The sequence below is a fragment of the Saprospiraceae bacterium genome, assembly GCA_016709995.1.
Taxonomy (GTDB): Bacteria; Bacteroidota; Bacteroidia; order Chitinophagales; family Saprospiraceae; genus JADJLQ01.
Window position 1 is genome coordinate 883115 of the sequence record JADJLQ010000001.1, and the last position, 26112, is coordinate 909226.

General features: G+C 39.7%; 25 protein-coding genes. 18 read left to right on the top strand and 7 right to left on the bottom strand.

Annotated elements, in window-relative coordinates:
* Positions 1 to 128 precede the first annotated feature (128 nt).
* Entirely contained in the window at positions 129 to 722 is a 594-nt protein-coding gene (locus tag IPJ09_03675) for a DUF479 domain-containing protein (protein MBK7370533.1), read from the top strand.
* Here IPJ09_03675 and IPJ09_03680 read toward each other — a convergent pair.
* Together IPJ09_03680 and ubiE are read right to left on the bottom strand one after the other, a co-directional pair.
* Positions 706 to 1362, bottom strand: coding sequence for an outer membrane beta-barrel protein (locus IPJ09_03680; GenBank protein MBK7370534.1), 657 nt, complete (start codon positions 1360 to 1362; stop codon positions 706 to 708). The genes IPJ09_03675 and IPJ09_03680 overlap by 17 nt on opposite strands.
* 23 nt (positions 1363 to 1385) lie before the next feature.
* Entirely contained in the window at positions 1386 to 2090 is a 705-nt protein-coding gene (gene ubiE / locus IPJ09_03685; protein MBK7370535.1) for a bifunctional demethylmenaquinone methyltransferase/2-methoxy-6-polyprenyl-1,4-benzoquinol methylase UbiE, read from the bottom strand.
* A 199-nt stretch (positions 2091 to 2289) separates the two neighbouring features.
* On the opposite strand from ubiE, the gene gyrA reads away from it, so the two are divergent.
* From gyrA to IPJ09_03705, 4 genes are all read left to right on the top strand, one after another.
* The gene (gene gyrA, locus IPJ09_03690; protein ID MBK7370536.1) at positions 2290 to 4878 is read left to right on the top strand and encodes a DNA gyrase subunit A; all 2589 of its coding nucleotides are present in this window, start codon (positions 2290 to 2292) and stop codon (positions 4876 to 4878) included.
* A 99-nt stretch (positions 4879 to 4977) separates the two neighbouring features.
* Positions 4978 to 6336: a hypothetical protein gene (locus IPJ09_03695; GenBank protein ID MBK7370537.1), complete on the top strand. Its 1359-nt coding sequence runs from the start codon at positions 4978 to 4980 to the stop codon at positions 6334 to 6336.
* A 134-nt stretch (positions 6337 to 6470) separates the two neighbouring features.
* The gene (locus IPJ09_03700; protein MBK7370538.1) at positions 6471 to 7649 is read left to right on the top strand and encodes a CofH family radical SAM protein; all 1179 of its coding nucleotides are present in this window, start codon (positions 6471 to 6473) and stop codon (positions 7647 to 7649) included.
* Positions 7650 to 8429 carry a menaquinone biosynthesis protein gene (locus IPJ09_03705; protein ID MBK7370539.1) on the top strand — a complete coding sequence of 260 codons (780 nt, stop codon included), beginning with the start codon at positions 7650 to 7652 and terminating at the stop codon, positions 8427 to 8429. It abuts the gene before it with no gap.
* On the opposite strand, the gene IPJ09_03710 is transcribed toward IPJ09_03705, so the two are convergent.
* On the bottom strand, positions 8426 to 9082 hold the full coding sequence (locus IPJ09_03710; GenBank protein MBK7370540.1) for a hypothetical protein: 657 nt from the start codon (positions 9080 to 9082) through the stop codon (positions 8426 to 8428). The two genes, IPJ09_03705 and IPJ09_03710, sit on opposite strands and share 4 nt — an antisense overlap.
* Positions 9083 to 9164: 82 nt before the next feature.
* On the opposite strand from IPJ09_03710, the gene rimO reads away from it, so the two are divergent.
* The 13 genes from rimO to IPJ09_03775 all read left to right on the top strand — a co-directional run bounded on the left by rimO (position 9165) and on the right by IPJ09_03775 (position 20534).
* The gene (gene rimO, locus IPJ09_03715) at positions 9165 to 10478 is read left to right on the top strand and encodes a 30S ribosomal protein S12 methylthiotransferase RimO (GenBank protein MBK7370541.1); all 1314 of its coding nucleotides are present in this window, start codon (positions 9165 to 9167) and stop codon (positions 10476 to 10478) included.
* Between the two features lie 13 nt (positions 10479 to 10491).
* Complete coding sequence (locus tag IPJ09_03720; GenBank protein ID MBK7370542.1) at positions 10492 to 10914, top strand: hypothetical protein; 423 nt, start codon at positions 10492 to 10494, stop codon at positions 10912 to 10914.
* Positions 10915 to 10922: 8 nt separating this feature from the next.
* Complete coding sequence (locus IPJ09_03725) at positions 10923 to 11687, top strand: hypothetical protein (GenBank protein MBK7370543.1); 765 nt, start codon at positions 10923 to 10925, stop codon at positions 11685 to 11687.
* Positions 11688 to 12615: 928 nt separating this feature from the next.
* Positions 12616 to 13119 carry a tyrosine-type recombinase/integrase gene (locus tag IPJ09_03730; GenBank protein ID MBK7370544.1) on the top strand — a complete coding sequence of 168 codons (504 nt, stop codon included), beginning with the start codon at positions 12616 to 12618 and terminating at the stop codon, positions 13117 to 13119.
* A gap of 160 nt (positions 13120 to 13279) precedes the next feature.
* Positions 13280 to 13900, top strand: a complete 621-nt coding sequence (locus IPJ09_03735; GenBank protein ID MBK7370545.1) for a transposase — start codon at positions 13280 to 13282, stop codon at positions 13898 to 13900.
* On the top strand, positions 13822 to 14265 hold the full coding sequence (locus IPJ09_03740; protein ID MBK7370546.1) for a transposase: 444 nt from the start codon (positions 13822 to 13824) through the stop codon (positions 14263 to 14265). Before IPJ09_03735 ends, IPJ09_03740 begins: the two co-directional genes overlap by 79 nt.
* Before the next feature lie 1525 nt (positions 14266 to 15790).
* Positions 15791 to 16000: a phage integrase N-terminal SAM-like domain-containing protein gene (locus IPJ09_03745; protein ID MBK7370547.1), complete on the top strand. Its 210-nt coding sequence runs from the start codon at positions 15791 to 15793 to the stop codon at positions 15998 to 16000.
* A 5-nt stretch (positions 16001 to 16005) separates the two neighbouring features.
* Positions 16006 to 16326, top strand: coding sequence for a tyrosine-type recombinase/integrase (locus IPJ09_03750; protein ID MBK7370548.1), 321 nt, complete (start codon positions 16006 to 16008; stop codon positions 16324 to 16326).
* Positions 16327 to 16375: 49 nt separating this feature from the next.
* Complete coding sequence (locus IPJ09_03755; protein ID MBK7370549.1) at positions 16376 to 16633, top strand: tyrosine-type recombinase/integrase; 258 nt, start codon at positions 16376 to 16378, stop codon at positions 16631 to 16633.
* On the top strand, positions 16540 to 17301 hold the full coding sequence (locus tag IPJ09_03760; protein ID MBK7370550.1) for a transposase zinc-binding domain-containing protein: 762 nt from the start codon (positions 16540 to 16542) through the stop codon (positions 17299 to 17301). The genes IPJ09_03755 and IPJ09_03760 overlap by 94 nt, the downstream gene beginning before the upstream one ends.
* A gap of 29 nt (positions 17302 to 17330) precedes the next feature.
* Positions 17331 to 17642, top strand: coding sequence for a transposase (locus IPJ09_03765; protein MBK7370551.1), 312 nt, complete (start codon positions 17331 to 17333; stop codon positions 17640 to 17642).
* Positions 17643 to 18685: 1043 nt separating this feature from the next.
* Entirely contained in the window at positions 18686 to 19750 is a 1065-nt protein-coding gene (locus IPJ09_03770) for a hypothetical protein (protein MBK7370552.1), read from the top strand.
* 241 nt (positions 19751 to 19991) lie between these two features.
* Positions 19992 to 20534, top strand: a complete 543-nt coding sequence (locus IPJ09_03775; protein MBK7370553.1) for a cupin domain-containing protein — start codon at positions 19992 to 19994, stop codon at positions 20532 to 20534.
* Positions 20535 to 20952: 418 nt separating this feature from the next.
* Here the strand turns inward: IPJ09_03775 and kbl are convergent, their stop codons facing one another.
* The 4 genes from kbl to IPJ09_03795 are packed head-to-tail and all read right to left on the bottom strand — an operon-like array spanning position 20953 to position 26112.
* Positions 20953 to 22143, bottom strand: coding sequence for a glycine C-acetyltransferase (kbl, locus tag IPJ09_03780; protein MBK7370554.1), 1191 nt, complete (start codon positions 22141 to 22143; stop codon positions 20953 to 20955).
* A 28-nt stretch (positions 22144 to 22171) separates the two neighbouring features.
* The gene (locus tag IPJ09_03785) at positions 22172 to 24610 is read right to left on the bottom strand and encodes a S9 family peptidase (GenBank protein MBK7370555.1); all 2439 of its coding nucleotides are present in this window, start codon (positions 24608 to 24610) and stop codon (positions 22172 to 22174) included.
* Between the two features lie 57 nt (positions 24611 to 24667).
* Positions 24668 to 25615, bottom strand: coding sequence for an NAD-dependent epimerase/dehydratase family protein (locus IPJ09_03790; GenBank protein MBK7370556.1), 948 nt, complete (start codon positions 25613 to 25615; stop codon positions 24668 to 24670).
* Positions 25616 to 25656: 41 nt separating this feature from the next.
* Entirely contained in the window at positions 25657 to 26112 is a 456-nt protein-coding gene (locus IPJ09_03795; protein MBK7370557.1) for a type I restriction enzyme HsdR N-terminal domain-containing protein, read from the bottom strand.

The window sequence follows — 26112 nt, forward strand, 5'->3', positions numbered from 1 at the left end:
TATCTTATAAGTTTAGCCAGATCCTGCTAAAGTTTGAAGACAACTTTTTCAATATCTGAACGGTTTATATGTATGCAGGTTGATCCTGCTAGCCTCAAATTAAAATGGTTAAGAGCAGTGTATAATGTATGAATCACCTTTCTCATTTATTTTTAACAGGTAATGACCACCACCTCTTATTGGGCAATTTAATAGCCGATTTTATAAAACCAAATCAAATAACTCATCTTTCTTCTGATGTAGTGTCTGGTATAAAATTTCATCAATTTATTGATCTATCCATTGATACCAATGAGGTATTCAGATCATCAATCGGACTTTTGCGAAAAACTCAAGGCAAATATGCGCCTGTGGTGGCAGACATGTTTTACGATTATCTTTTAGTCGACCATTGGGCCGCTTACGCTGATAGGTCTTTTGACTTATTTAAATCTACGATGTATGAAAGTATCGAAGCTAACCTTCAAGAACTGGAAGATGAAATAATCATACGTAGGGTAAATCGAATGATATCCAATGATTTTTTATCATTGTATAAGTCAGCTGCCTTGATACCCACCACCTTTGGTTATTTGCAAAAGAGGGCAAGATTTCCGAATCATTTTGATCAGGCGGAGATTGATTTTAACAGGCTATATCCTGAGTTGGCAATACATTTTAATCTAGCCTTTCCAGAAATGGTCAAAAAAACTGAACATTATAGACTTAACCTTCAAAATTAAAGGAGATCGTCAACGCTCTGGACAGGATTTTTTCGAGCACAGACGACTCAGAGTTGTTACCATTATAAATCAGGATATTTCCCACTCCCTGGGAAAATTTGATCTCGGGAGAGAATATAAAATAAGGGAAAAAGAATTGCATGCCTGCCCCGATTTCGGCGGAAAAATCATGCGGGGTCAGTTTGATTAAACTAGCAAATTTTTTGGTGCGCGATTTATTGGAAATGTCATAAGAATATTTAATACCACCTACCAAAAAAACTTTCATGTCCTTATAGGGTAGGGAGGTAAATCTTATGTGGAGGGGTAGCTCCAGAAAGGTGGATTCTATACGACGATCGATCTCACTTACCCGGTCATTGTACCTAATATTTCGATTGGCAAAAGAAAAAGTAGGAATAAAACGAAAATCAAAGTGATCTCCAAATTTGGCATTGGTGATGATCCCAACAGAAAAACCCGGGTTTTTTAATGATTCAGTCACTAACAAACTGTCTTGCCTGATAAAATAATTTGACCGGTACAATTTATAGGTAGAATTATTAAGGCTTAAGGAAAGACCGAAATAATAGTTTTTCCCCAAAAACTGGCGATAATTATTACCTGAATATTTATCCTGTGCCTGGCAAAAGAATGCCATCCAGGCCAAAACAGAGACTAAAATTATTTTTCTGCGAGGTAAGCAGTACATATGCCGAGGGTAAATGGTTTGAGTTTGACGAATTTAAAGCCAGCTTCCTGGAGTTTAGTAGCAAATTCTGTACCGGAAGGGAAAGCATGCATAGATTCGTGCAAATAATGGTAGGCGTTGAAGTCCATGGAGAATAGTTTTCCGATCACTGGCAGTATATAACGTGAATACAAGAAAAATAATTGTTTCATTGGGAATCGCTCGATTCTGCTGAATTCAAGTACCAGAAATGGAGCTCCTGAGGTCAGTACACGATGTATTTCTTTGAGTCCGGCACCTAAATTTTCAAAATTGCGAACTCCAAAGGCAACTATAGCCCCATCGAAAGAGCCTGCTTCGAAAGGTAAAGCTTCTGAATCACCTTGAATAAACTCAATATTGGCTCTGTTCTTTTTTTTTGCTATTTCTAACATTTGCGCTGATAGGTCCAGTCCGACGATCCGATCCGGCTTTAAAATATCAGCTGCCATCAACGCAAAGTCCCCGGTACCGGTAGCTATATCCAGCAGATGATGTATTGGATACTCTTCGAGCATTTTGAGCGATTTTATTCGCCACGACACATCAATACCCAGCGAAAGAAACCGATTAAGAAAATCGTAGGTAGGTGCTATTCCATCAAACATTTCCCTGACCTGTTGCTTTTTGGATTGGTCATTGGAATAGGGCTTGATCATAGGACTTTAGTTAATTTTTGGTAAAAATACATTACTACTAGCCTGCTTAAAAACCTGGCTGAGCAGAATTAAATAAAATTACGACAATAAGCTCGTCAAGTTATTGATAATCATTCTATTATAAATAGTAATTTGTTTTTAGTATATTGATGATTTCTGATTAATTATTACTATTTTTGCGTTCCTTTTATAAAATTATATGGCAGTAGACAAGATTATATCTGTAAATATCGAAGAAGAGATGAAAACTGCCTACATCGATTATTCGATGTCGGTGATTATATCCAGAGCTTTGCCAGATGTGCGTGATGGACTGAAGCCGGTACAAAGAAGGATTTTGTACGCCATGTCCGATTTGGGATTGGACTACAACAAACCATTTAAAAAGACTGCTCGTATCGTCGGTGAAGTTTTAGGAAAATATCATCCTCATGGAGATTCATCTGTTTATGAAGCCATGGTCAGAATGGGCCAGCCCTGGTCCTTACGATATCCACTGGTAGACAAACAAGGCAATTATGGTAGTATGGATGGTGATGGTCCTGCGGCTATGCGATATACGGAGGGCAGACTGATCAGGATGAGTTCAGAGATGTTGGAAGATCTGGATAAAAACACGGTGGACTTTAGGCCCAATTTTGATGATTCTCTGGACGAACCATCTGTGCTGCCATCGAAAGTGCCCAACTTGCTTTTAAATGGTGCATCCGGTATCGCAGTTGGTATGGCGACTAATATGCCGCCCCATAATCTCACAGAAGTAGTCAATGGGATCATTGCCAGCCTCGATAATCCGGAAATCACTATCCCGGAATTAATGGAGTATGTCAAAGGCCCCGATTTTCCAACAGCCGGCATTATATATGGTACGGAAGGGATTAAGGATGCTTTTGAAACCGGCAGAGGACGCATCATTCTCCGTGGCAAAACCGAGATTGAGACAGTGCATGGTCATGAGGCGATTATTATCACTGAGATTCCTTACCAGCTTAGCAAATCAACCCTGATCGCCAAGATCAATGAGTTACGCATACAAGAGAAAATAGATGGCATCCATGATGTTAGAGATGAGTCCGCCCGTGACGAACTCAAAATGAGGCTGGTCGTATCCCTAAAAAAGGACGCTATCGCTCAGATCGTACTCAATCAACTGTACAAATACTCCCCTTTACAATCCTCTTTTGGTGTAAATAATATAGTGTTGGTCAATGGGCGTCCCCGGCTACTCAATCTAAAACAAATCATCCAGGAATTTATCAAGTTTAGGCTGGAAGTCATCGTACGCAGGACCAATTTTTTGCTTAAGAAAGCCCAGGACAGGTCCCATATCCTGGAAGGTTTGCTGATCGCGATAGATCACCTGGATGAAGTGATCAACCTGATCAGAGCCTCTGCTACCCCTGATGAAGCCAGGGACCAATTAATGGCTCGCTTTTCCTTGAGCGAGATCCAGGCCAAAGGCATACTGGCATTGACCCTTCGCCAATTAACCGGCCTGGAGCGTGCCAAGTTAAAGGACGAATATGACGAGCTGCAAAAAATGATCACCAGGTATCTTGAAATCCTGGGTGATGTCAATATTCAAAAGGAGATTATCAAAGAAGAATTATTAGAGATCGTATCAAGATATGGTGATGCCAGGCGGACCCAGATATCTATCAATGAAAGTGAGATCAATATCGAAGACATCATCCCTAATGAAGAAGTGGTCATCACGATATCTCACCTCGGTTATGTCAAACGGACCAAAGTCACCGAATACCGATCCCAGGGAAGGGGTGGCCGTGGTTCAAAAGGTAGCAGCACCCGGGATGAGGACTTTATAGAGCATCTTTTCACTGCTACTACGCATGCCTACATCTTATTATTTACCCAATTGGGCAAATGTTATTGGCTGAGAACATACGAAATACCAGAAGCCGCTAAAACAGGTACTGGTCGCGCTATTCAAAACATCATATCGCTGCCGCCCGAAGATAAAATCCGGGCATATATCTCAATCAAAGATCTGAATGACGAAACCTTTATCAATAATCATTATATCGTATTGTGTACCAAAAAAGGGGTCATTAAGAAGACATTATTGGAAGAATTCTCCCGTCCACGCACTTCTGGTATCAATGCCATCACCATCAATGAAGGAAATGAATTATTAGAAGCCCGATTGACCAATGGCGCTCATGAAATCATCATCGCCAATAAACAGGGTAGGGCCATCAGATTCAATGAGTCCAAGGTAAGATCTATGGGTAGAAATGCAGCCGGGGTCACAGGAATGGATCTGGCAGAAGAAAATGATGAAGTCATAGGCATGATTTGTGTAGATCCTGAAGATAAAAATATCACCATACTGGCCGTCTCTGAGTTGGGCAGTGGCAAAAGATCACTTTTAGAGGATTACAGGGTCACTAATCGGGGTGGTAAAGGAGTTAAAACCATCAATATTACTGACAAAACAGGGTCACTGGTGTCTGTAAAAGCGGTCACAGACAAGGACGATTTGATGATCACGACCAAACAAGGCATCACCATAAGAATGGAAATGGAGGCTTTGCGGGTGATGGGAAGAGCCACCCAGGGTGTCAGACTCATCAGACTAGATGATAATGACGAGATAGCAGATGTAGCTGTGTTGGCTCAGGAAGAGATACTTGAATTGGAAGAAAATGGTGCACTGATAGCCAATGATAGTCCTATTGATGATATCGCTGAAACGAACCTGGAAGCCGGAGATCACGAAGTGGATGAGTCAGCTTCAGAAGCTGATTTAGTAGATCCCACTGAATAAAATTCATTTGTTAACGAATTTTTTTTTAAATTTTAACTTTTTATAAACTTTGTAGATCGATTATCTTCGTCTAACATTTAAAATAAACAAAACCATAAAATGAAAAAATTCTTTTTGTTGACTTTACTTGCTCTAGTAAATTTCACCATAATTTATTCTCAGGAAGATCCTGAAAAAATGATTAAAAAAGCTGTCAAAGCGTTTAACACCTTCAATGTAGAACAAACAGCTAAAGGGGCATCCCTGGATGAAGCTAAAAGCATCATCGATCAGGTCTTTCAAGCAGAAGCGATGAAATCTAATGTGAGTGCCCAATTGGCCAAAGGCCAGATCTACGCTGGCTTCATTTCCAGAGATCAGACAGCCAAGCTTTTAAATCCGGCATATAAAAGTACGCTTGATTTTCCTGCCTCTTATATTGCATACCAGGCATATGCTGAAGCACTAAAGTTAGCACAGAAAAAATTTGAAAAAGCGGATGCCATCAAAGGCCTGCAAGGTCTCACCGGCGATCTGAATAACACCGGCAATGAATTGTACAATGTAGGCAACTATGAAGGTGCGTTTAATAATTTTGTTGCCTCCTTAGACATTCATGATAAATTGAAATCAGTCAGTGAAGTAAGCGTATTGGATAAACCTGAAGATTATAATAATCAGTTGTTTATCATCGCAGCCGCTGCTGTGAAAGCAAAGAAATATGCTGAAGCCAAAGTATACAATGACAAATTAATAGCTGCTGACTACCAGGATGGTGGAATCTATGAAAACCAATATGAGATCGCTTTAAATGCAGGTGACAACAAAGCGGCAGAAATGGCTTTGGAAGAAGGGCGCAAAAAGATGCCGGACGATGTAGGTTTAATGTTTAAGGAGATCAATCACTTCATTCGTTTAGGAAAATTAGAAGCCTTAGTTGAAAAATTAAAGGCTGCTATAACCAAAGAACCAAATAATGTGTCTTTATATACTACCCTTGGAAATGTATATGACAATTTGTACCAAAAAGATTCTATGATAATGGAAAACAAAAATGGCACTTATACCATTCTGGCTTCTATCATTAGCAATACCAACTATCAGAATGCAGAATCCTATTTTACGAAGGCCAGCGAATTGGATGCAACCAATGCTGATGCTCATTATGGACAAGGTGCATTCCATTATAATGTTGCTGCCAGGATGACGGCTATACTCAATAAATTGGCAGATGATTACTCAAAAGAGGGTACCAAAAAGTATGAAGCTATCAAAGTGGAAGTGTTCGGTATGTTTGACAAAAGTTTACCTTCATTTAATAAAGCTGAATCTTTAAATCCTAACGACAGAAACTGTCTGATCGCACTTAAAGAGATTTATGCCAGAAAAAATGAATTTGATTTGTCCAACGAATTCAAGAAAAGACTTGAAGTGCTGGAAGCTGGTGGAAAAAATGAGACCAGTTACAATAAAAACTAAAAATATTCTGAGCTATTCAGCAATACAAAAGGCGCAATCTAAAGTTGCGCCTTTTTTGTTCCATAGAGGGTTGCTTTTATTAAATATCTTATCCCAACTTATGGGTAAATTTGTGCTTAAATAGTGCATAGTTCATGAAAGAATCTGCTATCGGGATATTGATAAATCATCAGGAGCAAGGCTTGATTTGGGACAAGATCCAGGCAGGCAAAAGACTGTTACCTGCTGATGCGCTGTACTTATATGAAGAAGCTCCACTGGGTTTGACCGCTGCGATGGCAAACTGGGTCAGGGAGCAACGACATGAGGATAAAACCTATTTTAATCGTAACATTCATATAGAACCCACTAATGTATGTATTTATGATTGTAAATTTTGTTCCTATTCCAGGCTGATCAAAGAAAGGAATCAAGGCTGGGAGTATACTAAGGACCAAATGATGGATATTCTCAGGACTCAAAAAGATAAACCAATTACGGAAGTACATATCGTTGGGGGAGTGTTGCCACAATACGATTTGGATTTTTATATCGATTTATTTAAAAGTATCAAATTGGAGTACCCACATCTCCATATCAAATCACTGACGCCTGTAGAATTGTATTATATCTTCAAAAAGGCCAAAATATCCATTGAAGCAGGACTAACATCATTAAAATCTGCCGGTCTAGACTCACTACCTGGTGGCGGAGCAGAGATCTTTGACGATCATGTGAGAAACGAGATCTGTGCTGATAAATGCGGCACCGAAGATTGGCTCAAAATCCACAGCGCCTGGCATCAACTGGGAGGCCGGTCTAATGCAACCATCCTATACGGTCATATCGAGACTTATACTCATCGTATAGACCATATGGACCGGCTTAGAAGTTTACAAGACGAGACAGGTGGATTTCAAACCTATATTCCTTTAAAATTTAGAAACAAGGAGAATCAGATGTCTCATGTTCCCGAAGTGACCTCTTTGGAGGATATGAAGAATTATGCAGTGAGCAGGTTGTATCTGGACAATTTTGATCACATCAAGAGCTATTGGCCTATGCTGGGTAGAGATATGGCGCAATTATCTTTGTCCTATGGGGTAGATGATATCGACGGGACTATAGACGATACGACTAAAATTTACTCGATGGCAGGTGCTGAAGAACAAAACCCAGCTATGACTACAGAAGAGCTGGTTCAGCTCATCCAAAAAGCAGGCAGAAAGGCAGTAGAAAGAGATACCCTGTATAATGTCGTAAAAGAATGGAATGAACCGATTGCAGCCGGTCGACTTAGATCTTATTTTGCTTTACCTGTGATAGAAAATTAGATGCCTGAAAAGTACAAAGTAGCTATAGTCAATTACCTCAATACCAAACCATTTATTGAAGGCATTAGATCACATCCGATTTGCGATCTAATCGAATTAATAGAGTGTTCCCCGGCAAAGTGTGCCTCTTTATATTTAGAGCATGAGGTAGATATCTCTTTGGTTCCGGTGGGTGCTTTGATAGGCCAGCCTTTTGAGCGAATATCGGATTATGGCATTGCCAGTGATGGTCCGGTATCCAGTGTTTGTTTGTTTTCACAGGTGCCTTTGGAGGGAATTAAAACGATTTATCTGGACTACCAATCCCGGACCTCTGTGATGCTGGTGCGACTTTTAAGCCAGGAATACTGGCATATCCGACCAAATTTTGTCCAGGCAAGTGCAGGATATGAACAAAACCTGAGTGGTGCGGAAGCTGGTTTGATTATAGGTGATCGGGCATTGAAGGTCAAACATAAATATCCTTATGTATATGATCTGGGCGAGGCATGGCAATCAATGACTGGCTTGCCGTTTGTATATGCCGTTTGGTTGGCCAGGGAAGAAACGGATCTTGATTTCCTTAAGGCGTTTAACGAGGCTCTGAGTTCAGGCGTAGAGTCCATTCCGACCCAGGTATCTCAATGGAACGGGCCTGAGGGCTGTGACCTGGTCAATTACTTTGCTCAAAATATCCGCTATAAGTTAGACCCATCGTATGACGAAGGGTTGAAGACATTCCTAAGGCTCATCGAAGAAAAAGTGTTGAAAGGTGCCCCGGCTTACACGGAAGCCCTTTAATAATTCTTTTTGTCCAGGCGCATGCCCACCCTGAGGCTCACAAAGACTCCGGAATAGATATTTAAGGTGTTGGATGTCGTGGTCACAAAGAGGTCACTCCAATCCAGCCGTTGACTCAACTGGTAGCTCACAGAGGGAGATATCGTCAGCAAATTAGATAAGCCTATGTCGAGTCCGACACCGGCTCTGCCAAATAAGATCGTTTCGTTGACTGCGTTGATCGAGGTTTGTTTACTACTCAGCCTGCTCAGGGCTACACCAGGAGTAATATTGATGAATAGCCCTTTTTTTAAAAACTCTCCTTGTTTAGAAAAAGTAGGGCACGAACAATCATTGAAAAAATCAAGTGGATAAAATTGAACAGAGGGCACGAAATCTATCACAGACCAGTTGAGCACACCTTCAATATTCTGATCCAGATCCAGGCGCTCGTGGCCGTATTGAAAATGCACTGCAGGTAAAAACTCTAGCCGATAATTTTTCAACCTAAACCAATAGTCGACGCCCACCCCGGAGATGAAAGGAAATAATTTATTACCGGTCGAGATTTGTGCGATTCTATTCTTAGGAAAAGTACTTACCGCCTTAAAACCAAATTGACTATAACCCCGAAAACTGCAGAACACAGCGATGATGATAAAGATTCTGGACATAGAGCTCAAAGTATCAAACGGTAAAAAATATTAAGAATTGCCTTAGGTAAGCTTTACTTTTGTATAAATTTATTACAAGATAGTGAGATCAAAGGGCCATCAGCAAAATAAAGTGCATGTCATTACATTGGGGTGTTCAAAAAATACAGTCGATAGCGAAAATCTAATCACCCAACTGAGGCACAATCAGTATGATGTCGACCATGATGCCTCGGCTTCTGATGCCAATATAGTGATCATCAATACCTGTGGATTTATAGAAAATGCCAAAAAAGAATCAATCGATACGATTTTGCAGTATGCGGAGGCTAAAAACGAGGGCAAAGTAGACCGGCTATTGGTCACCGGCTGTCTATCTCAGCGATATAAAAATGAACTGCAGCAGGAGATCCCGGAAGTGGATGCCTGGTTTGGCACCATGGATATGCCGGCATTATTGGCTTCTTTGAAAGCGGATTATAAAAAGGAACTCATCGGTGAGCGGATGATCACTACACCTGCTCATTTTGCTTATCTCAAGATCTCCGAGGGGTGTAACCGTACCTGCAGTTTTTGTGCTATCCCTTTGATGCGAGGCAAACATGTAAGCAGAACCATAGAAAGCCTGGTGCATGAAGCCACCTTTTTAGCAGACAGGGGCGTCAAGGAATTGATATTGATCGCCCAGGAATTGACTTACTATGGGTTGGATATTTACAAAAAAAGGAAACTCCCCGAATTGTTGAATGCACTGAGCGAAGTGAATGGGATTGAGTGGATCCGGCTACACTATGCTTATCCTTCTAAGTTTCCTGTCGAGATTCTGGATTCGATCGCCCAAAACCCTGTTGTTTGTAAATATTTGGATATGCCCCTACAGCATGCCAGCGACCGGATGCTCGCCATGATGAAGCGCCAAATCACCAAACAAGAAACCATTGATCTGGTCAATACGATTCGGGCCAAAGTACCGGGCATCACCCTGAGGACGACGATGCTGGTTGGATTTCCCGGCGAAAGTGAAGCGGATTTTGAAGAATTATGCCAGTTTATCAGAGAATACAAATTTGATCGTTTAGGGGTGTTCACCTATTCTCATGAAGAAGATACCAGCGCGTACAAACTGGAAGATGATATCCCGGAATCCGTCAAAATAGCGCGCCAAAATAAATTGATGGAAATCCAAAGAGAAATCTCCCTGGAGCATAACCTTAAAATGGTGGGCCGAGAGATGAGGGTGATCATCGATCGAAAAGAAAAATCAGGTTATAGTGGTAGATCTGAAGCGGACAGCCCGGAAGTAGACCAGGAAATACATATATTGAATAAGAAGTTGAAGTTGACAGCTGGTCAGTTTGTCAGCGTACGAATCACCGAAGCAGACGACTATGATCTGATAGGCGATATCATTGATTAAGCAAGACAGCTCTATGTATCAACAATTTTTACAAAAAATTAAAAACCCTTTTCTTCAGGCATTCCTTGTTTTGGTGCTTTTTTGCCTGAGTTATTTGGTCAGTAGGGGATTTGAGGCGGAACAACGCATAGCCTGGACCCTGGCCATCGCATTTTTGCTGCTATATATCCTGTACAATGTGATGATAGGACTGGCGATCGATCAAGGTCCATATTATTGGATCTATTCGTTGGCTGGATTTGCAGGGTTGATATTTGCATTTATTTTACTTGCACAAAGATTTAGTGGCCTCCGCATGGACGAAGCCGGCAGTTACCGATGGTTATTCTTTATTTTTTGCCCGATATACTTATTGTTTATTGCGATGATAACGATTATAAAAAAGATTGTGCAAATGGCAGAAAAGGAAGATCAACGATTTGATAACCAAAACTGATTTGATCTATGCGACTGATATATTTTCTTTTCGGTATCTGTGGGTATGGCTTATGTCTGAGCCAGGGATTGGCAGGCGCCTACCAGGGAACCGTAAATGGTGATCCCACTACTGTCAATATTATATTAACTGGAGAACAAATCAGTGGGACCTATGTCGAAACCTCCAACGAATATGATATCAAAGGTCAATTCAAATCTTCTACCCATTTTGAAGGAGAATTATTGATTAAAAATACCGGCTTGCAGCTTGGCACATTTAAAGCCATGCTGGATAGGAATGTCTTGACCATGGATATGCTGCTGCTGGGCGTCACTCCTTTAAAAGCAAGCTTTACCAGGATGGGTTTGGAGTCCAATCAATCAAATGCCGCCATCCAGCAGCCAACGGTCACTGCAAAGGTCACTGCACCCCATGATGGCTTTGAAAGGGACCCGGCAGTGATAGGTCATTGGTCACAACAGGAGGTGATGAACTCAGGCTTTGGTGACAATGCCGCAAGTTTAGCTATGATTTATTTTCTCACAATAAATGCGGATGGCACCTTTATCCAGGAAAAAGCCAGTGCAGGCGGCGGTTCTACCTGGAGCTCTAACTCCCGACGCGAATTAGATGTCCAAGGACATTGGTATACCAAAGATCAGATCATGTATGTCCGTCCCGCCGGCCAGGCTCAATATATACGACTCAACCGGTATCTCTTTCATGAAGGTGCCCTGGTATTTAAGACCGATCAGGGTAAATATCTGATTTGGAATAGAGCTAGTAACTGATAGCATGGTCTGCTTTTGCGATCTTGGATTGACTATGGCGAACTTTTGGATCTTGAATTAATTAAGTTTTGCAAGAATCTGGATTATGACCTATTTTTATATTTCGAATTTCATGAACAGCCAAATGAATATTTTAATATAAAGGTTAAAACGTGTACTTTAAAAGGGGGATTGGTGATGTATAAGGATGAGCTGGAAATAGTTTTAAAGAAGAGGGGAACCGATTTGGCTAGAACATTAGTGATAGATATCCTTAGATAAAACTCTGAAATGTGGGCACCACTTCTGAAAAATGTATCAATATGGGAGGGTAAATGGATATTACCGTTTAAAACCGCTAAAGTAAGAGTAATATACTGAAAATCAATGAATAGTAAATTATATGGTTGGGATGCATAAGAGGGAAGAGATGCGTGGATATAAGGAAATATACGCAGTAAACATTCGTAAACACAAATGTTGAACCAACATTGCTTCGCAACGGGTTTTGCCTTAAATTTTGGCTTATCTTGTTAAGCTAAAATTTAATATTATGCAAGAAAAAAAACTTTATCGCAGTATGCAATCAATGCATTGCAACGCACCAAAGACCTTTTAAATCTAGGTGAATATGGCCCCGGAACCATTCGAAGTTATTTAAGTGAACTTCGATACCTTTTAGCTATTATGGAGATGTCAGGCCGTCTCAAATTACCTATGAAGACTCGCTTAATTATCTCATTTATCTGAATAAAACGCTAGGGTTGTAGCAGGGTCAAATCAAAAATGGCAGCCAATAGTTTTGCTTTCTTTTCAGGCAAGTTCAGAATAAACCTTACAAAATACCAAGTATATTATTTGCGGCTCATAGTCACAAGCTGCCTCCTGTTATGGAAGAACAGGAAGTTTTTAATGTTATTTCCACAATAAAAATGTTAAACACAAAACGTTGATCATTCTTTTATACAGTACAGGAATGCGTGTGAGTGAAATTACCAACCTTAAACTTATCGATATAGACAGTAAGCTCATGCGGATAAAAATTGTGAATGGAAAAGGAAAAAAAGACAGATTTGTACCCTTATCACCATTAGTTTTGGACCAGCTTCGAACGTATTATTTATATTACAAACCTGTTAATTATTTATTTAATGGCTATAGAACTGCTAGCAAATATTCAGTTCGGTCTATTCAGGTTATTCTTCAAAAGACATTAGCAAAAATCGGATTAGGAGGTAAAAATTATACGGTTCATACACTAAGGCATAGTTTCGCTACACATCTGGTAGATAACGGTGCAGATTTGCAAGTCGTACAGGAGATGATGGGCCATAGTCATCTATCTCAAACTACTCAATACCTACATTTGAGTAGTAAGCGTCTAAATCAAATCATGAATCCGTTTGATGCAATGATCTCCCATATTAATAAAAAGCCCGACCAAACGCCATGAATACTGCTACCAGCCCAAAGGTAGCCACTGTTCAGTCCATATTAAATAAATATCATACTCATTCAAAAATCCTCATGTCGAGCATGTCCTCAACCAACTTAAGAGTTGCAGGACTGCACAACTTGGCTACCACTTGTATAAATGCAACAATAACGACTGCATGAAATTAAAATACCAGTACCACAGTTGCCGAAACCGCCACTGCCCTGCTTGTGGTTCGATGCAAAAAGAACAGTGGGTTGATGATCGGAGAAGTGAGTTATTACCGATTAGCTACTACCATATAGTATTCACTTTACCACATGAACTAAATAGTATAATATTGGGTAATCGTAAAGTACTTTACAAGCTGCTCTTTGATGCGACTGCCGAAACACTCCTTGATTTTGCAAAGAACCCAAAGCATTTAGGGGCTATTCCTGGCATTCTGGCTGTTTTGCATACCTGGGGACAGCAACTTAGCTTTCATCCCCATCTTCATTGCATAGTTAGTGGAGGTGGTATGATAAAAACCAAAGACGGAATGATATGGAAAAACGCAGTACGAAACAAGGATGATTTTCTTTTCCCGGTAAAAGCTATGGCAATTGTGTTCAGAGCAAAATATCTGCACGGATTGAAGAAGTTAATTGCTAACCAAGATGTAACAGTGCCATTTCACTTAGATATCCAGGAGTTTATAAGTCCCTTATACTCTAAAGATTGGGTGGTCTATGCAAAAAACCGTTCGGTGGGCCTCAACAAGTCATCGAATATCTCGGAAGGTATACACATAAGGTAGCCATCACTAACAATAGAATCAAAAAAATCGATATTAATTCTGATACTGTAACATTTGATTATAAAGACTATACAGCAGAGGGTCAAGTGAAAGAAATGGAACTCGGGGCTAATGAGTTTATCCGCAGGTTTGAACAACATATTTTACCTAAATATTTTACTAAAATCCGCAGTTATGGTTATCTCAGTAATAGAAATCGTAAAGCTAATATCGAAGAGATTTCTTACTATTTAAATCTCCCTTATCATCCTGCAAAAGTAAAAGTCCCTTGGCATGTGAGATTATTAGAAAAGAATAACATATGGTATAACCAGTGCCCTCATTGTCAAAAAATTGTCACTGATCTTGGTTGCAGTGTGTTTTAAAGATGATTCATAATTGGCGAGAAGATGACCAGAGCAACACCCTCTAATATGCAAGGCAGCTTGCTAGTGCAATCTATTTCTAAAAATCAAAAATTGTAATCAAATACGTAAATTACAAGGTAAAAAATCATAAATTTAACATTCAAATGAATTAAAATTGTCTACAACCCATCAACCCCAATAAAAATGATAACAACTCACCACCTTAAGCTACATCATGCATCCATACTTTACACCTTAGATACTACCACCTGCTTGTCGGTCAACATAAAAGTATACCGACAGCCCTATAAGAGTAACGTGGAGCATAGCCCTTTTTTGTGGGCTGTCGGATACTTTTATAAATGTTATATGCAATCAAAAGGAAAATATGCTGGAACACTTTCAAAAGATGTTTGAAGAATTTAGAAGGGCAACAGACTTGAAAACGGGAGAACTAAAGATGCTTCTTCACGGACAAACCAGTGTGAAGGCAAAATAAAGAAAGCTTACTCAAAGAAACGGAGTTTAAGATTATCGAATTTGAATGGATGAAACATGGTGTCTTCAAGGATGGATAAAACCCTTTTGAATTTTAAAAAGGTTGGAAAAGGAGCAGCATCAACATTTCTTTGGATTTTGTGATAAACACGATACATTTGTTCCAAAAGATTAAAATAATCCTGTCGATATCACAGATATGAACATAAATTTCTATTATGCTAAGAGCTGCAGCGAGAACTATCATCGAAAATAGAACAAGTAAAATCATTTCAACAGCCTTATTCAATCACCTGAACTTAGCTGATACAACAAAGTGGAATTACTGAAGTCAAGCGGCTGTAGATGAACTTGAAGAACATAGAACTTTACAAACAACATATTAAAACAAGTAATTTAAGAGATCTAAGAATTTTGTACATACTGTAGATTATCAAATTCCGATTGCTTGCACATCAGTTATGTCTCCAAAATTTTACTTGATACTATTTTATAATTTTATGATCCAAATGTAAAGTAGGAACATGTATACTTAACAGTTCACCAACAGAAAATAATACCACATATTATATGCTTGTATTCCAACCCAAAAAGGCAATGAAATATTTAGATGATTTAGAACACACCTAATGATTTGAGATCCGTAACCTGTAGCCTAATGGTAAAATGAAATTTGAAAATGGATTTATATCACCAGCAATATTTGACAAACTATCTCATGAAGAACAGAAAAGATTAATAGAAGCCATTGAATTATCGGATAAAATTGGTTTTATGCATCCTCAGTTTTATCACTTAGGTTTCAATTTCTTTGACGAAAAATATAAGAAAGAATGCACATAACAATGTACATGACGTCAACCTCCTATCGTGCACGCCGCACTGCCAAACCGTTGAACAAACCCTTTTGCTAAAGTCTGTTTCATCATCGCTTTTTTCATCAACATACTCGTCATAGTATTTACATTTGAATCAATGAATTCAATCACTAAATCTATATTCTATGATATTGTATGATTCGCATTTACTAGAGTACAAGAATTTTATGATTCTTAAAAATTTTAGCCCCCGGACTATCAAGACCTATTATCAAATAGTGCATTATTATCTTCGATACTGTCATGATCATCATCCCAACGAAGAGTTAACTGACGACATAGCTAAAGAATATATATTACATCGATATGCTCTAGGTCTTGACTGGCAGACCGTGAACAGTGACTATTCTTCTATTCAAAATTTTATAAGAATATAATCTTAATGCCCTGGAATATTAAAAAAATACCTAGACCGCGCAAAGAGAAGAAACTACCCACTATATTATCCAAAGAAGATGTAGTCAAAATCATTGAGAATGCCCCTACCTATAAACAACAGGTATTACTCACCTTCATTTATACCACAGGCATGAGACTCAGCGAATCTATTAATGTATGTTTTGAAGACATTGACAGTAATAGATTACAGATACGAGTAAATAAAGGCAAGGGCAATAAAGATCGATTTATATTGGTGCCCCTGTACTCATTGATCTTCTACGAGATTATTATAAAAAGTAAAACCCATAAAATATTTATTTAATGGTATTCACAAGGGAAAGCCTTACTCTCCCAGATCTGTACAGCTTACCATGGCACAAAGTAAAAAGTTGGCACATATAAACAAGAAATGTTCTATACACTCACTACGAAACTGTTATGCAACCCATCATCTCGAAGGTGGCACAGATTTAGTATTCCTACAGGAGCAAATGGGGCATAAAAATCTGCGTACCACCATTCGCTACATTGGATTATGTGTAGAAAGGCATCGATATATCAAACACCCAATCGACTCTCTACAGATCCGTTATCAACCAAATCGGGGTATTCCAACACCAATAGCATAGGTGCTCTTTTCAGAGACCATGGTGAAGAGTATATCCGCATCTACAAACCTTCGATTCAACAAATAAAACTCATACGCGCGATTCGGGTATGCAAAACGCCTGCTTTAGGTGGTCATGTATTTATTTGCAAAGATTGTGGTCATAAACATTTTGTTTATCATAGCTGTGGTCATAGTCACTGCATGATCTGTCAAAGCATCAAGCGTGAACAGTGGCTGGATAAGCTCAGCAATACTTTACTACAAGTACCATATATCCATTCCGTTTTTACGTTACCTCATCAGCTCAATGGACTTGCTCGCAACAATGAGTCTATTATGTATTCACTTATCCTTCGTGTCGCATGGCTAACTGTAAAATCAATTATGGCCAAATACTGTGCTACGCCTGGCATGACTTCAATACTCCATACATTTGGATCAGACATGAAGTATCATATTCATGTCCACGCTTTGGTCACCTTTGGCGGATTATGCAAAGCATCCTGCGGAGATGTACACACCAACCAATGGAGGTTTCCGAAATTCAGTGATAAAATCGAGCGGTATCGCACGATCTGTAGCACCTATAAAAATATTTTTATTCAAGAGTTCTTATTGCTTTATCATACTCATAAAATAAATTATCACTTACCCATAGATGATATACTCCATGAAGTTCAAAAATAAGATGGGTAGTACACAGTACTCACCCTACCATGAATACTATTGTAATCGAAAAATATCTTGCCCGATATATTAATCGCGTGGCCATTTCCAATAATAGATTACAATACCTCAAAGACAATCATAAAGTAATCATTCTGTATAATGATTACAAAAATCAGCTGTCTGGCTGCCCTGCCCCCAAAGCGTTTAAAGAACTCGATCCTATTCCCGCTATTCATCAGATACTAGAACATGTACTCCCCCTCATTTTCAAAAAACCAGAAAGTATGGTCTTCATCACCATTCATTTAAATGCACTCATACTATTCCCGATGCTTTACGGAGAGAGTCTGATACTGTGAGGACTTTATTTCAAATCATTACTCAGCTATGCAAGCAATCCGCCTTCAAGTGTGATCAATGTGGCTCTGATCAGCTTTACATGGAAATCGTAATACCTGACAATAATTACATTTTTAAATTTATTTCTTTAGATTTTCTTAAAGCTCCTCCTCCAATGAATCCAGATATTAAACCCAATTTTCAGAATAATATGATGCAATCACCTGGTGCTCATGCTATTCCTATTCCATCACACAAACATTTCATCCATTCGAATGCATAAAAGAAGATCAATACGACTAACTTTTGCACCACATGATTCAGCTACATATTTTTTGCTATGCAAGCCATCATATTTATCCTTCCGTAAGGGGTCAAAATCGTTTTAAACCACCATTCACTCTTATCACACTTACCCTTTACTGGACTAATTGAGATTTTCTTTGCCAGGATAGCGGCTTCGTTCAACTTGGAATGTTGATGAATCCCACTTTGAAAGAATTGCTTATTTTTGGACGCAGCATGAGGGAATTCATTCAACATTCCTTTGTGTTACAGGCAAGCGTAGGACGACCGTGCAACCTTGACAATTCCGACTATAATTGGAATAACATATGGTATAACCAGTGCCCTCAATGTCAAAAATTGTCACTGATCTTGGTTGCAGTGTGTTTTAAAGATGATTCATAATTGGCGAGAAGATGACCAGAGCAACACCTCTACTATGCAAGGCAGCTTGCTAGTGCAATCTATTTCTAAAAATCAAAAATTGTATTCAAATACGTAAATTACAAGGTAAAAAATCATAAATTTAACATTCAAATGAATTAAAATTGCCTACAACCCATCAACACCCAATAAAAATGATAACAACTCACCACCTTAAGCTACATCATGCATCCATACTTTACACCTTAGATACTACCTCCTGCTTGTCGGTCAACATAAAAGTATACCGACGGCCCAATAAAAGTAACGAGGAGCATAGCCCTTCTTTTGTGGGCTGTCGGATACTTTTATAAATGTTATGCGTCATTCAAAAATTAAACAATAAGAAAATCCTATGATAAAGTTCTTTCGAAAAATAAGGCGAAAAATTTTAGATGAAGGAAGCTTGAAAAGATATATTATTTACGCAATTGGAGAAATTATCCTTGTGGTAATTGGAATCCTCATTGCAGTGCAATTAAACAACTGGAATCAGGAAAGAATCAGAAATGCTGAATTGGAAGTTTTACTTGATAAAGTAGAAGAAGATTTGATACAGAATATTAAGGCGACCAGTGATGCTATTGAGATTTATTATATAAATGATTCGCTGACAAGAAAAATAATTAACGAAGAGGTAACAATCAAGGATTATTACAATGATAAAATGTTAGGTAACCTATTGTTTAGGAACCAATTACTGAGACTAAACACTGAAAACATTAATAAATTGATAGAAAAAGAAGAGCTAATTTCCTCTAAATATCAAACTATCATAAAGATCGCAAAGGAATTAATTAAGTCAATTATTTATAATGACTATACAGAGGAACCATTAAAAAACTTTTTCTATGGTAACATAGATTTTCTAATGTCTAATTGTTTATGGATAGCTAAAGCAGATTCTCCTTCAATTGAAAAGCGTTACCACTTTTTTATTACCGATGAAAACTACAAAAAAAGGGTACTTAATTATTGGGCAAAAACTTCAGAAATGACATTGACTACTATGTTTCACAGAGGTGTTACAATGGAATTATTAGGAAGGATAAAAGTCATTCGTCATAATTACGACGCTGGTCGTCTGCATCAATTGTATAAAAGTTTAAACCTAAATTCATTCAGGCAGATAAGTTGTGAAGGTTTGGTTTCGAGAAATAAAAATCAATTTTATAGAAATGAGCGATTTCTTGTTTCAAACATGAGTGAGAAGCAAATCCATTTATCAGTCAAAAATAGTTCAAGTGAAACAATTGGTGAAAAGGATATTGGGCCAGGTGGATATGCTATTTTTATGGAAACTTGGTTAGAAATTGGTGCAATTGATGATGATTTCTTTAGTATTGTCGAATTGTATCAGGATGGCCAATGCATTACTAAATATGTAGAAGAGACGAATGGATATTTAATAGTAGAATAAAAACGAACCACCAACATTTTGTTAAGTAATAGCAGAAAGTGTCTACATATCAAGGTTTGCAGCCCGTTCAAACTGCGTAGCGGTGAGACAGGAATGTACCACGCTATCTGACACTACTCATACAATTTACCGTTATGCGTATTGCTAGTCGACGGTGGCCAAGTTCAAATTGTATCGAATAGACGACTAAACCGGAAGTTAGAAGCAATTAATATTAAACACAAAAATAAATAAAGGTAATATGAAATCCATAACAGAAAAATCAACTGGTGAAACAATCACCTTTGTAAAGACAAGTAAAGACACTCAAGGTGCTTTTACGGAAATTATCTGCACTATTCCAGCTGGAAAAGATGGTCCACCGCCACACATTCATCCATTGCAAGATGAAATTTTTGAAGTTATTGAAGGAAAACTTGAACTTTCGGCTAAAGGCAAGAAAATTGTTCTTGAAGAAGGACAAAGTTTTAATGTTTCAGCAAACACGGCACACACCTTTTCAAATCCACTTGACAGAGAGACAAAGTTCAGAGCGACATATAAACCTGCACTTGACATTGAATATGTCTTGGTGCAGGGGTTTGAAATAATAAACAGTCAAGCTAATCCCAATAAACCGGGTTTTCAGATGTTAGTTGATTTTGACTATTTGCTCAAGCAAATTCCCGGACAATACAAGTTTGCAGGTGCAGCGGGCACCATATTCACGATGTTTGCAGCTATTGCAAGATTATTTATCAAACCTAAAGTGAAGTCGCTTAAAGACCACAAAGCTTCGTTCTAAAATTGTGAAACAATTATTCAAACAACTTTATGAGGAACCGATTATATCTGTCCCAGACTTGGACTGAAAGAATTTTCAACTCCTCAACCTGCATTTGCTATGGCTATAATGAACGCCATTGTTCCTGTTGTAGGCAAGCTATCGGATTGGGATAAATTGGTAAGAAAATACAGACAATAGATTAGTCCTAATTGAATATGCCATAACTGTATTCATCTAAGAAGACGACATACAACTCCAATTATAGGTAGACAGAAGGACATCCGCTAACAGCACCTAAAATCAATGCTGGCCTTATAGTTGGGGAAACCTTATATTTCCAATTACATTTGTCGCAGGTTGAAAGATGACTATCAATCTATCCATATTAGCTTCATATGTTGATCCAGAGCCTCCAGCCCAAAGTCATCGAATACACTCACTGAATCACTCCTAAAACCCTCCCCACCTTTGTAAACGCCCGCACAGCCTTGTCCAGATGCTCCTGCTCATGGGCAGCAGATATTTGTACCCGTATCCTGGCTTTGCCTTTGGGCACCACCGGAAAGAAAAATCCTATCACGTAGATGCCTTCGGCCAGGAGCTCGGCGGCAAACCTTTGAGCGATCTCGGCTTCATACAACATGATAGGCACGATGGGATGTGTGCCGGGTATGATGTCAAAGCCTGCTTGGGTCATGGCTGCTCTAAAATACTTCGTATGCTGTTCCAGCCTGTCCCGTAAAGCCGTAGAAGCATTTAACAACTCTAGTACTTTTAAGGATCCTCCTACAATGGAAGGCGCAAGGGTATTAGAAAATAAATAGGGTCTTGATCGCTGCCGCAATATTTCTACGACTTCTTTGCGGGCAGCTGTAAATCCACCGCTGGCTCCACCCAGGGCCTTACCAAAAGTGCCGGTGATGATATCTATTCGCCCCATCACCTTTCTGTATTCATGAGTGCCTCTGCCGGTAGGACCCATAAAACCCGTCGCATGACATTCGTCTATCATGACCAGGGCGTTATATTTTTCAGTCAGATCACAAATCTTATCGAGCTGAGCGATAGTGCCATCCATCGAAAAGGCTCCGTCAGTGACTACCAGGACTCTTCGGTGTTGGGAGGCAGCTTTTAACTGGACCTCAAGATCATCCATGTCATTGTGTTTATACCGATAGCGATTGGCTTTACACAATCGGACTCCATCGATGATACTGGCATGATTGAGTTCGTCTGAAATGATGGCATCCTGCTCACCAAGTAAGGGCTCGAAGACACCGCCGTTGGCATCAAATGCCGCTGCATAGAGTATAGCATCCTCCATCCCCAAGAAATCGGCAATCTTCTGCTCCAGCTGTTTGTGAATATCCTGTGTGCCACAGATAAATCTAACAGAGGACATGCCATACCCGTGGGAGTCTATCGTCGCTTTGGCAGCCTGTATGACTTCAGGATGACTGGATAGGCCCAGGTAATTGTTAGCACAAAAATTGATGACCTCGCCGGCTGCTGCTGTTAGGATCACAGGGCCCTGAGGGCTGGTGATGATGCGCTCTTTTTTATATAAATTGTTTGACTGCAGTGATTGCAGTTCTGACTGAAGTTCAGATAAAAAATGCTCATTCATTGTAAAGACTTTTTTTTAAAAATGCAGATCAGGATTTGGGTTTTTTGCTCATGGTCCCGGGATATTTTACATTTTTTTCCATCCAGTTATCCATTTCAAATAACATATGTAAGATGCTTTCTTTGGCCGTGTAGCCATGGCTTTCATAAGGCAACATCACTAACCTGGCAGTACCACCGTTGCCTTTAATGGCGCTGTATAATCTTTCACTTTGTATGGGAAAAGTGCCGGAATTATTATCTGCCTCACCATGAATCAAGAGAATAGGCTCATTGATTTTATCCGCATGCATAAAAGGAGACATGGCATTGTAGATTTCCGGTGCTTCCCAATAGGTGCGTTGTTCGTTCTGAAAACCAAAAGGAGTGAGTGTCCGGTTATAGGCTCCGGACCGGGCTATACCTGCTTTGAATAAATCGGAGTGCGCCAGTAGATTGGCGGTCATAAAAGCTCCGTAGGAGTGACCTCCGATACCAATTCTGTTGCGGTCACCCACACCCAGCTCTACGATCTTATTGACCGCGGCTTCTGCATTTTGTACCAATTGAGGTAAATACGTGTCATTGGGTTCATCTTTGTCTTCGCCGATGATAGGCATTTCGGTTTGATCCATCACAGCATAACCCCTCAATACCCAAAATAGTGGTGAACCGGAACTCACCCTGGTAAACATATATTTTGAGCCCCGTACCTGGGCAGCATCTGTAGAAGATTTATACTCCCGGGGATAAGCCCACATCAGGACCGGCAGCGGTCCATCCTTAGCTTTATCATATCCTTTTGGGGTATACAGCATAGCTGTCAGGTTGAGTCCGTCAGCCCTGGTGTATTGAATTTTTTCCTTTTTTACTCCATCCATTTGCGGCTGTGGATTGGGAAATCGGGTGATCTGAGTCGGATTAAGTCCTTTGAAATTTCTAAGAAAATAATTAGGCACATCTGTGACAGACTCCCTCGAAGTAAAAAAAGTACCCGACTGTAAATCGATCACTTGCACGGGGATTTCATAATAAGGAGCTTTGCATCTCCATAAGATTTCCTGCGTCTTTTGTTTAAGATCAAAAGCAGCCAGGTAAGGCATATTGCCATCCGGAGAAGCACCCTGGCTGATGGTATAAATCTTTGATTTGGTGTTATTACTCAGGGCTACTTCGCGATGATAATCATTGAGAGTCGTGACGATTCTCCCGGGATCATTATAAGCATCATCTGTAGAATAATTAAATAAAGTATCAGCCCGCAAATCCGGCAGCATGGGATTAAATCGTTTGATCATTGATTGCCTGGTACTAAACATGCCTTCGGTCACGATGGCCATTTCTTTGTCACCCCAGTTGATATCTCTGAGCCTGAGGTCGGACTTATATATGGTGAATGGATTGCCAGTGAATGGAGCTTGCAGCTGGAGTATAGCGTCTCTGAATTCAACCTCTTTTTTTGCATCTCCTTCATCCAAAGCCTGTACCCAGGCGATGGTGGCGGATTGGTCGTCTCTCCACAGGAAGTTTCGTGGATTTTTGGTAGTAGCATCAAAACCTTTCGGTCTTACTTCGTCTACAGGGTTATCAGCCAGGACCCTGGTAGATTTACCATTGAGGTCGATGATTTCGATTTGCGATGCAAAACGTGAATAGGGTACTAAATAAGAAAAAGGCTTTTTTACAACATTCAGTAAGATATATCTCTTATCAGGAGAAAGATCAAAACCCGAGATGATCTTGTTTTGAACGATATTGGTTGATCCTGTAGCACTGATTTTGGCCAAATCACTGGAACAATAATATTCAAATTGCATAGCGTCACCAGGGTTTTTGAGCAGATCCTGGTAGGTGGCAGCAGGAGCGGCTACTCCATCAGTCTCTTGTATGGTAGGACCGGTAGGGATAGCACTTATCTGTGGTGGCGAGTTGGATAGCCTCACGGTTTTGGCTAAAATGTTATTATCATCTATCCATTGAAATGGTTTGCCTATCGTAGAGTTTAAGCTGGCTTTGCCCCATCTCTCGGCAGACCTGGTATTGATGTCAGCTACCCAAAATTCATTTCCTTCAGTGCCCTGGTGAATAAAACCTACTTTTTTTTCAGATGGAGAGAATTGTAAATTGGATATTTTTGAATCCCTGGGCATGCCCTTAATGACATATTCTATTCCACTTTTGACATTTTTAAATTTTACATCGACAATAAACGGGATTCGGCTGCCCGCAAAAGATTTGGGATTGATGCGCAAGCCGGCTATTCTGAGTTCAGGTTGAGCAAGGTCTTCGATACTCATAAATGCATTGCGTTGCATGATCACCATCCAGGTACCGTCAGAGGTAAACAATACCGTAGGGGTGGGGGGCGCCGTCGCTAAGTCCATGATGGCTTTGGGAGGCAGCTGATAGTTTGTTTGTTGATCTTGACCGAATATACCTGCCATGCATAGTACCAGGCATATATTTGTTAATAATGGTCTCAATTTCATGATTGATTTATTTTTAAAAAATACATAGAATATAAGTCTAAGAGTATTGCATCATGATCAGGCATGGTAATAGTGTTTTAAATGCATGATCATGTCCTGTGACATGCTCGTGATATCAAATTTTTCCTTCCATCCCCAGTCATGACGAGCTTCATGGTCATCTATACTTTCTGTCCAGGTATTCGCTATTTCCTGCCGGAAATCTACATTGTAAGTCAGCTTAAAATCCGGGTAATATTTAATGATCTCATCGTACAAACGCTTAGGACTCACCGGGATACCTGCCAGGTTATAGCTGGTCCTGATACTGATATTTTCTTCAGGAGCTTCCATCAACTCGATCGTGGCGCGTATAGCATCATCCATGTATAACATTGGAAGGGTGGTATCCGCATTCAAATAACATTCATACTGACCGGATTTGATGGCTTGATGGAATATCTCTACGGCATAATCAGTCGTTCCACCGCCAGGCAGACTTTGCCAACCAATAATGCCTGGATATCTGAGACTACGGACATCTACTGCATAACGTTGATGATAATACTGACACCATAATTCGCCGGCCAATTTGCTCATACCATATACGGTCACAGGTTCTGCGGCGGTATGTTGAGGGGTATTTTGTTGAGGGGTTGTTTTGCCGAAGACGGCAATGGTACTGGGAAAAAAAATTTTATCCATCTGGTATTGATGAGCCAGTTCGAGGATGCTGAGTTGGCCATTGAGATTCACATTCCAGGTCTTTTTAGGATTCCACTCACCATTGGCACTGAGTACAGCAGCCAGGTGATAGACCTGGGTGATATGATGATCTTCTATGATTTCTGCCATTCGTTGAACATTGAGGATGTCGAGCATTTCGAAGGGGCCATGTTCTACTTTGGGTTTCCGGATATCGGTGCACAACACTTTATCTTCTCCATAATGTTCACGCAGTGCTGCTGCCAGCGCTGTACCTACCTGGCCATTGGCTCCGGTGATCAAAATTTTGGTGGGTCGCATAGGGTAAAGTTAATATTCCTGACTGATAAATATTTTTTGGTTTATTCCTTTTGGATGGAGTCAAAGTCTATTTCGTCAATTTGTTGCCAAAAGCCATTATGGTTTTTATTGAAAAATTGATGCACCAATCCATTGGTGATACAAAGATAAGGCGCCTCTAAAGCCTGATTGTACCTGACGACTTGAGATACCACTTTGTGGTCAAGCTGAATATCCGGAGACTTGCACTCAATAATCACTTTTGGGATCACCTGATGATCATAGAGGATGATATCACAGCGTTTAGATTTTTTGGATAGTTTTATCTCTTTTTCGACCGCTATCCTGGAGAGCGGGATTTTTTTTTCAATGAGTAGATATTGAATATACAATTGTCGCACCATCTCCTCAGGGGTAAATACCACCCATTTTTTTCTGATGAGGTCCCAGATTCTTTTCTCAGGAAGACTTTGATCGAGTTTTAAAGTAAAGTTTTTGGATAACAAATTTAATTCCAT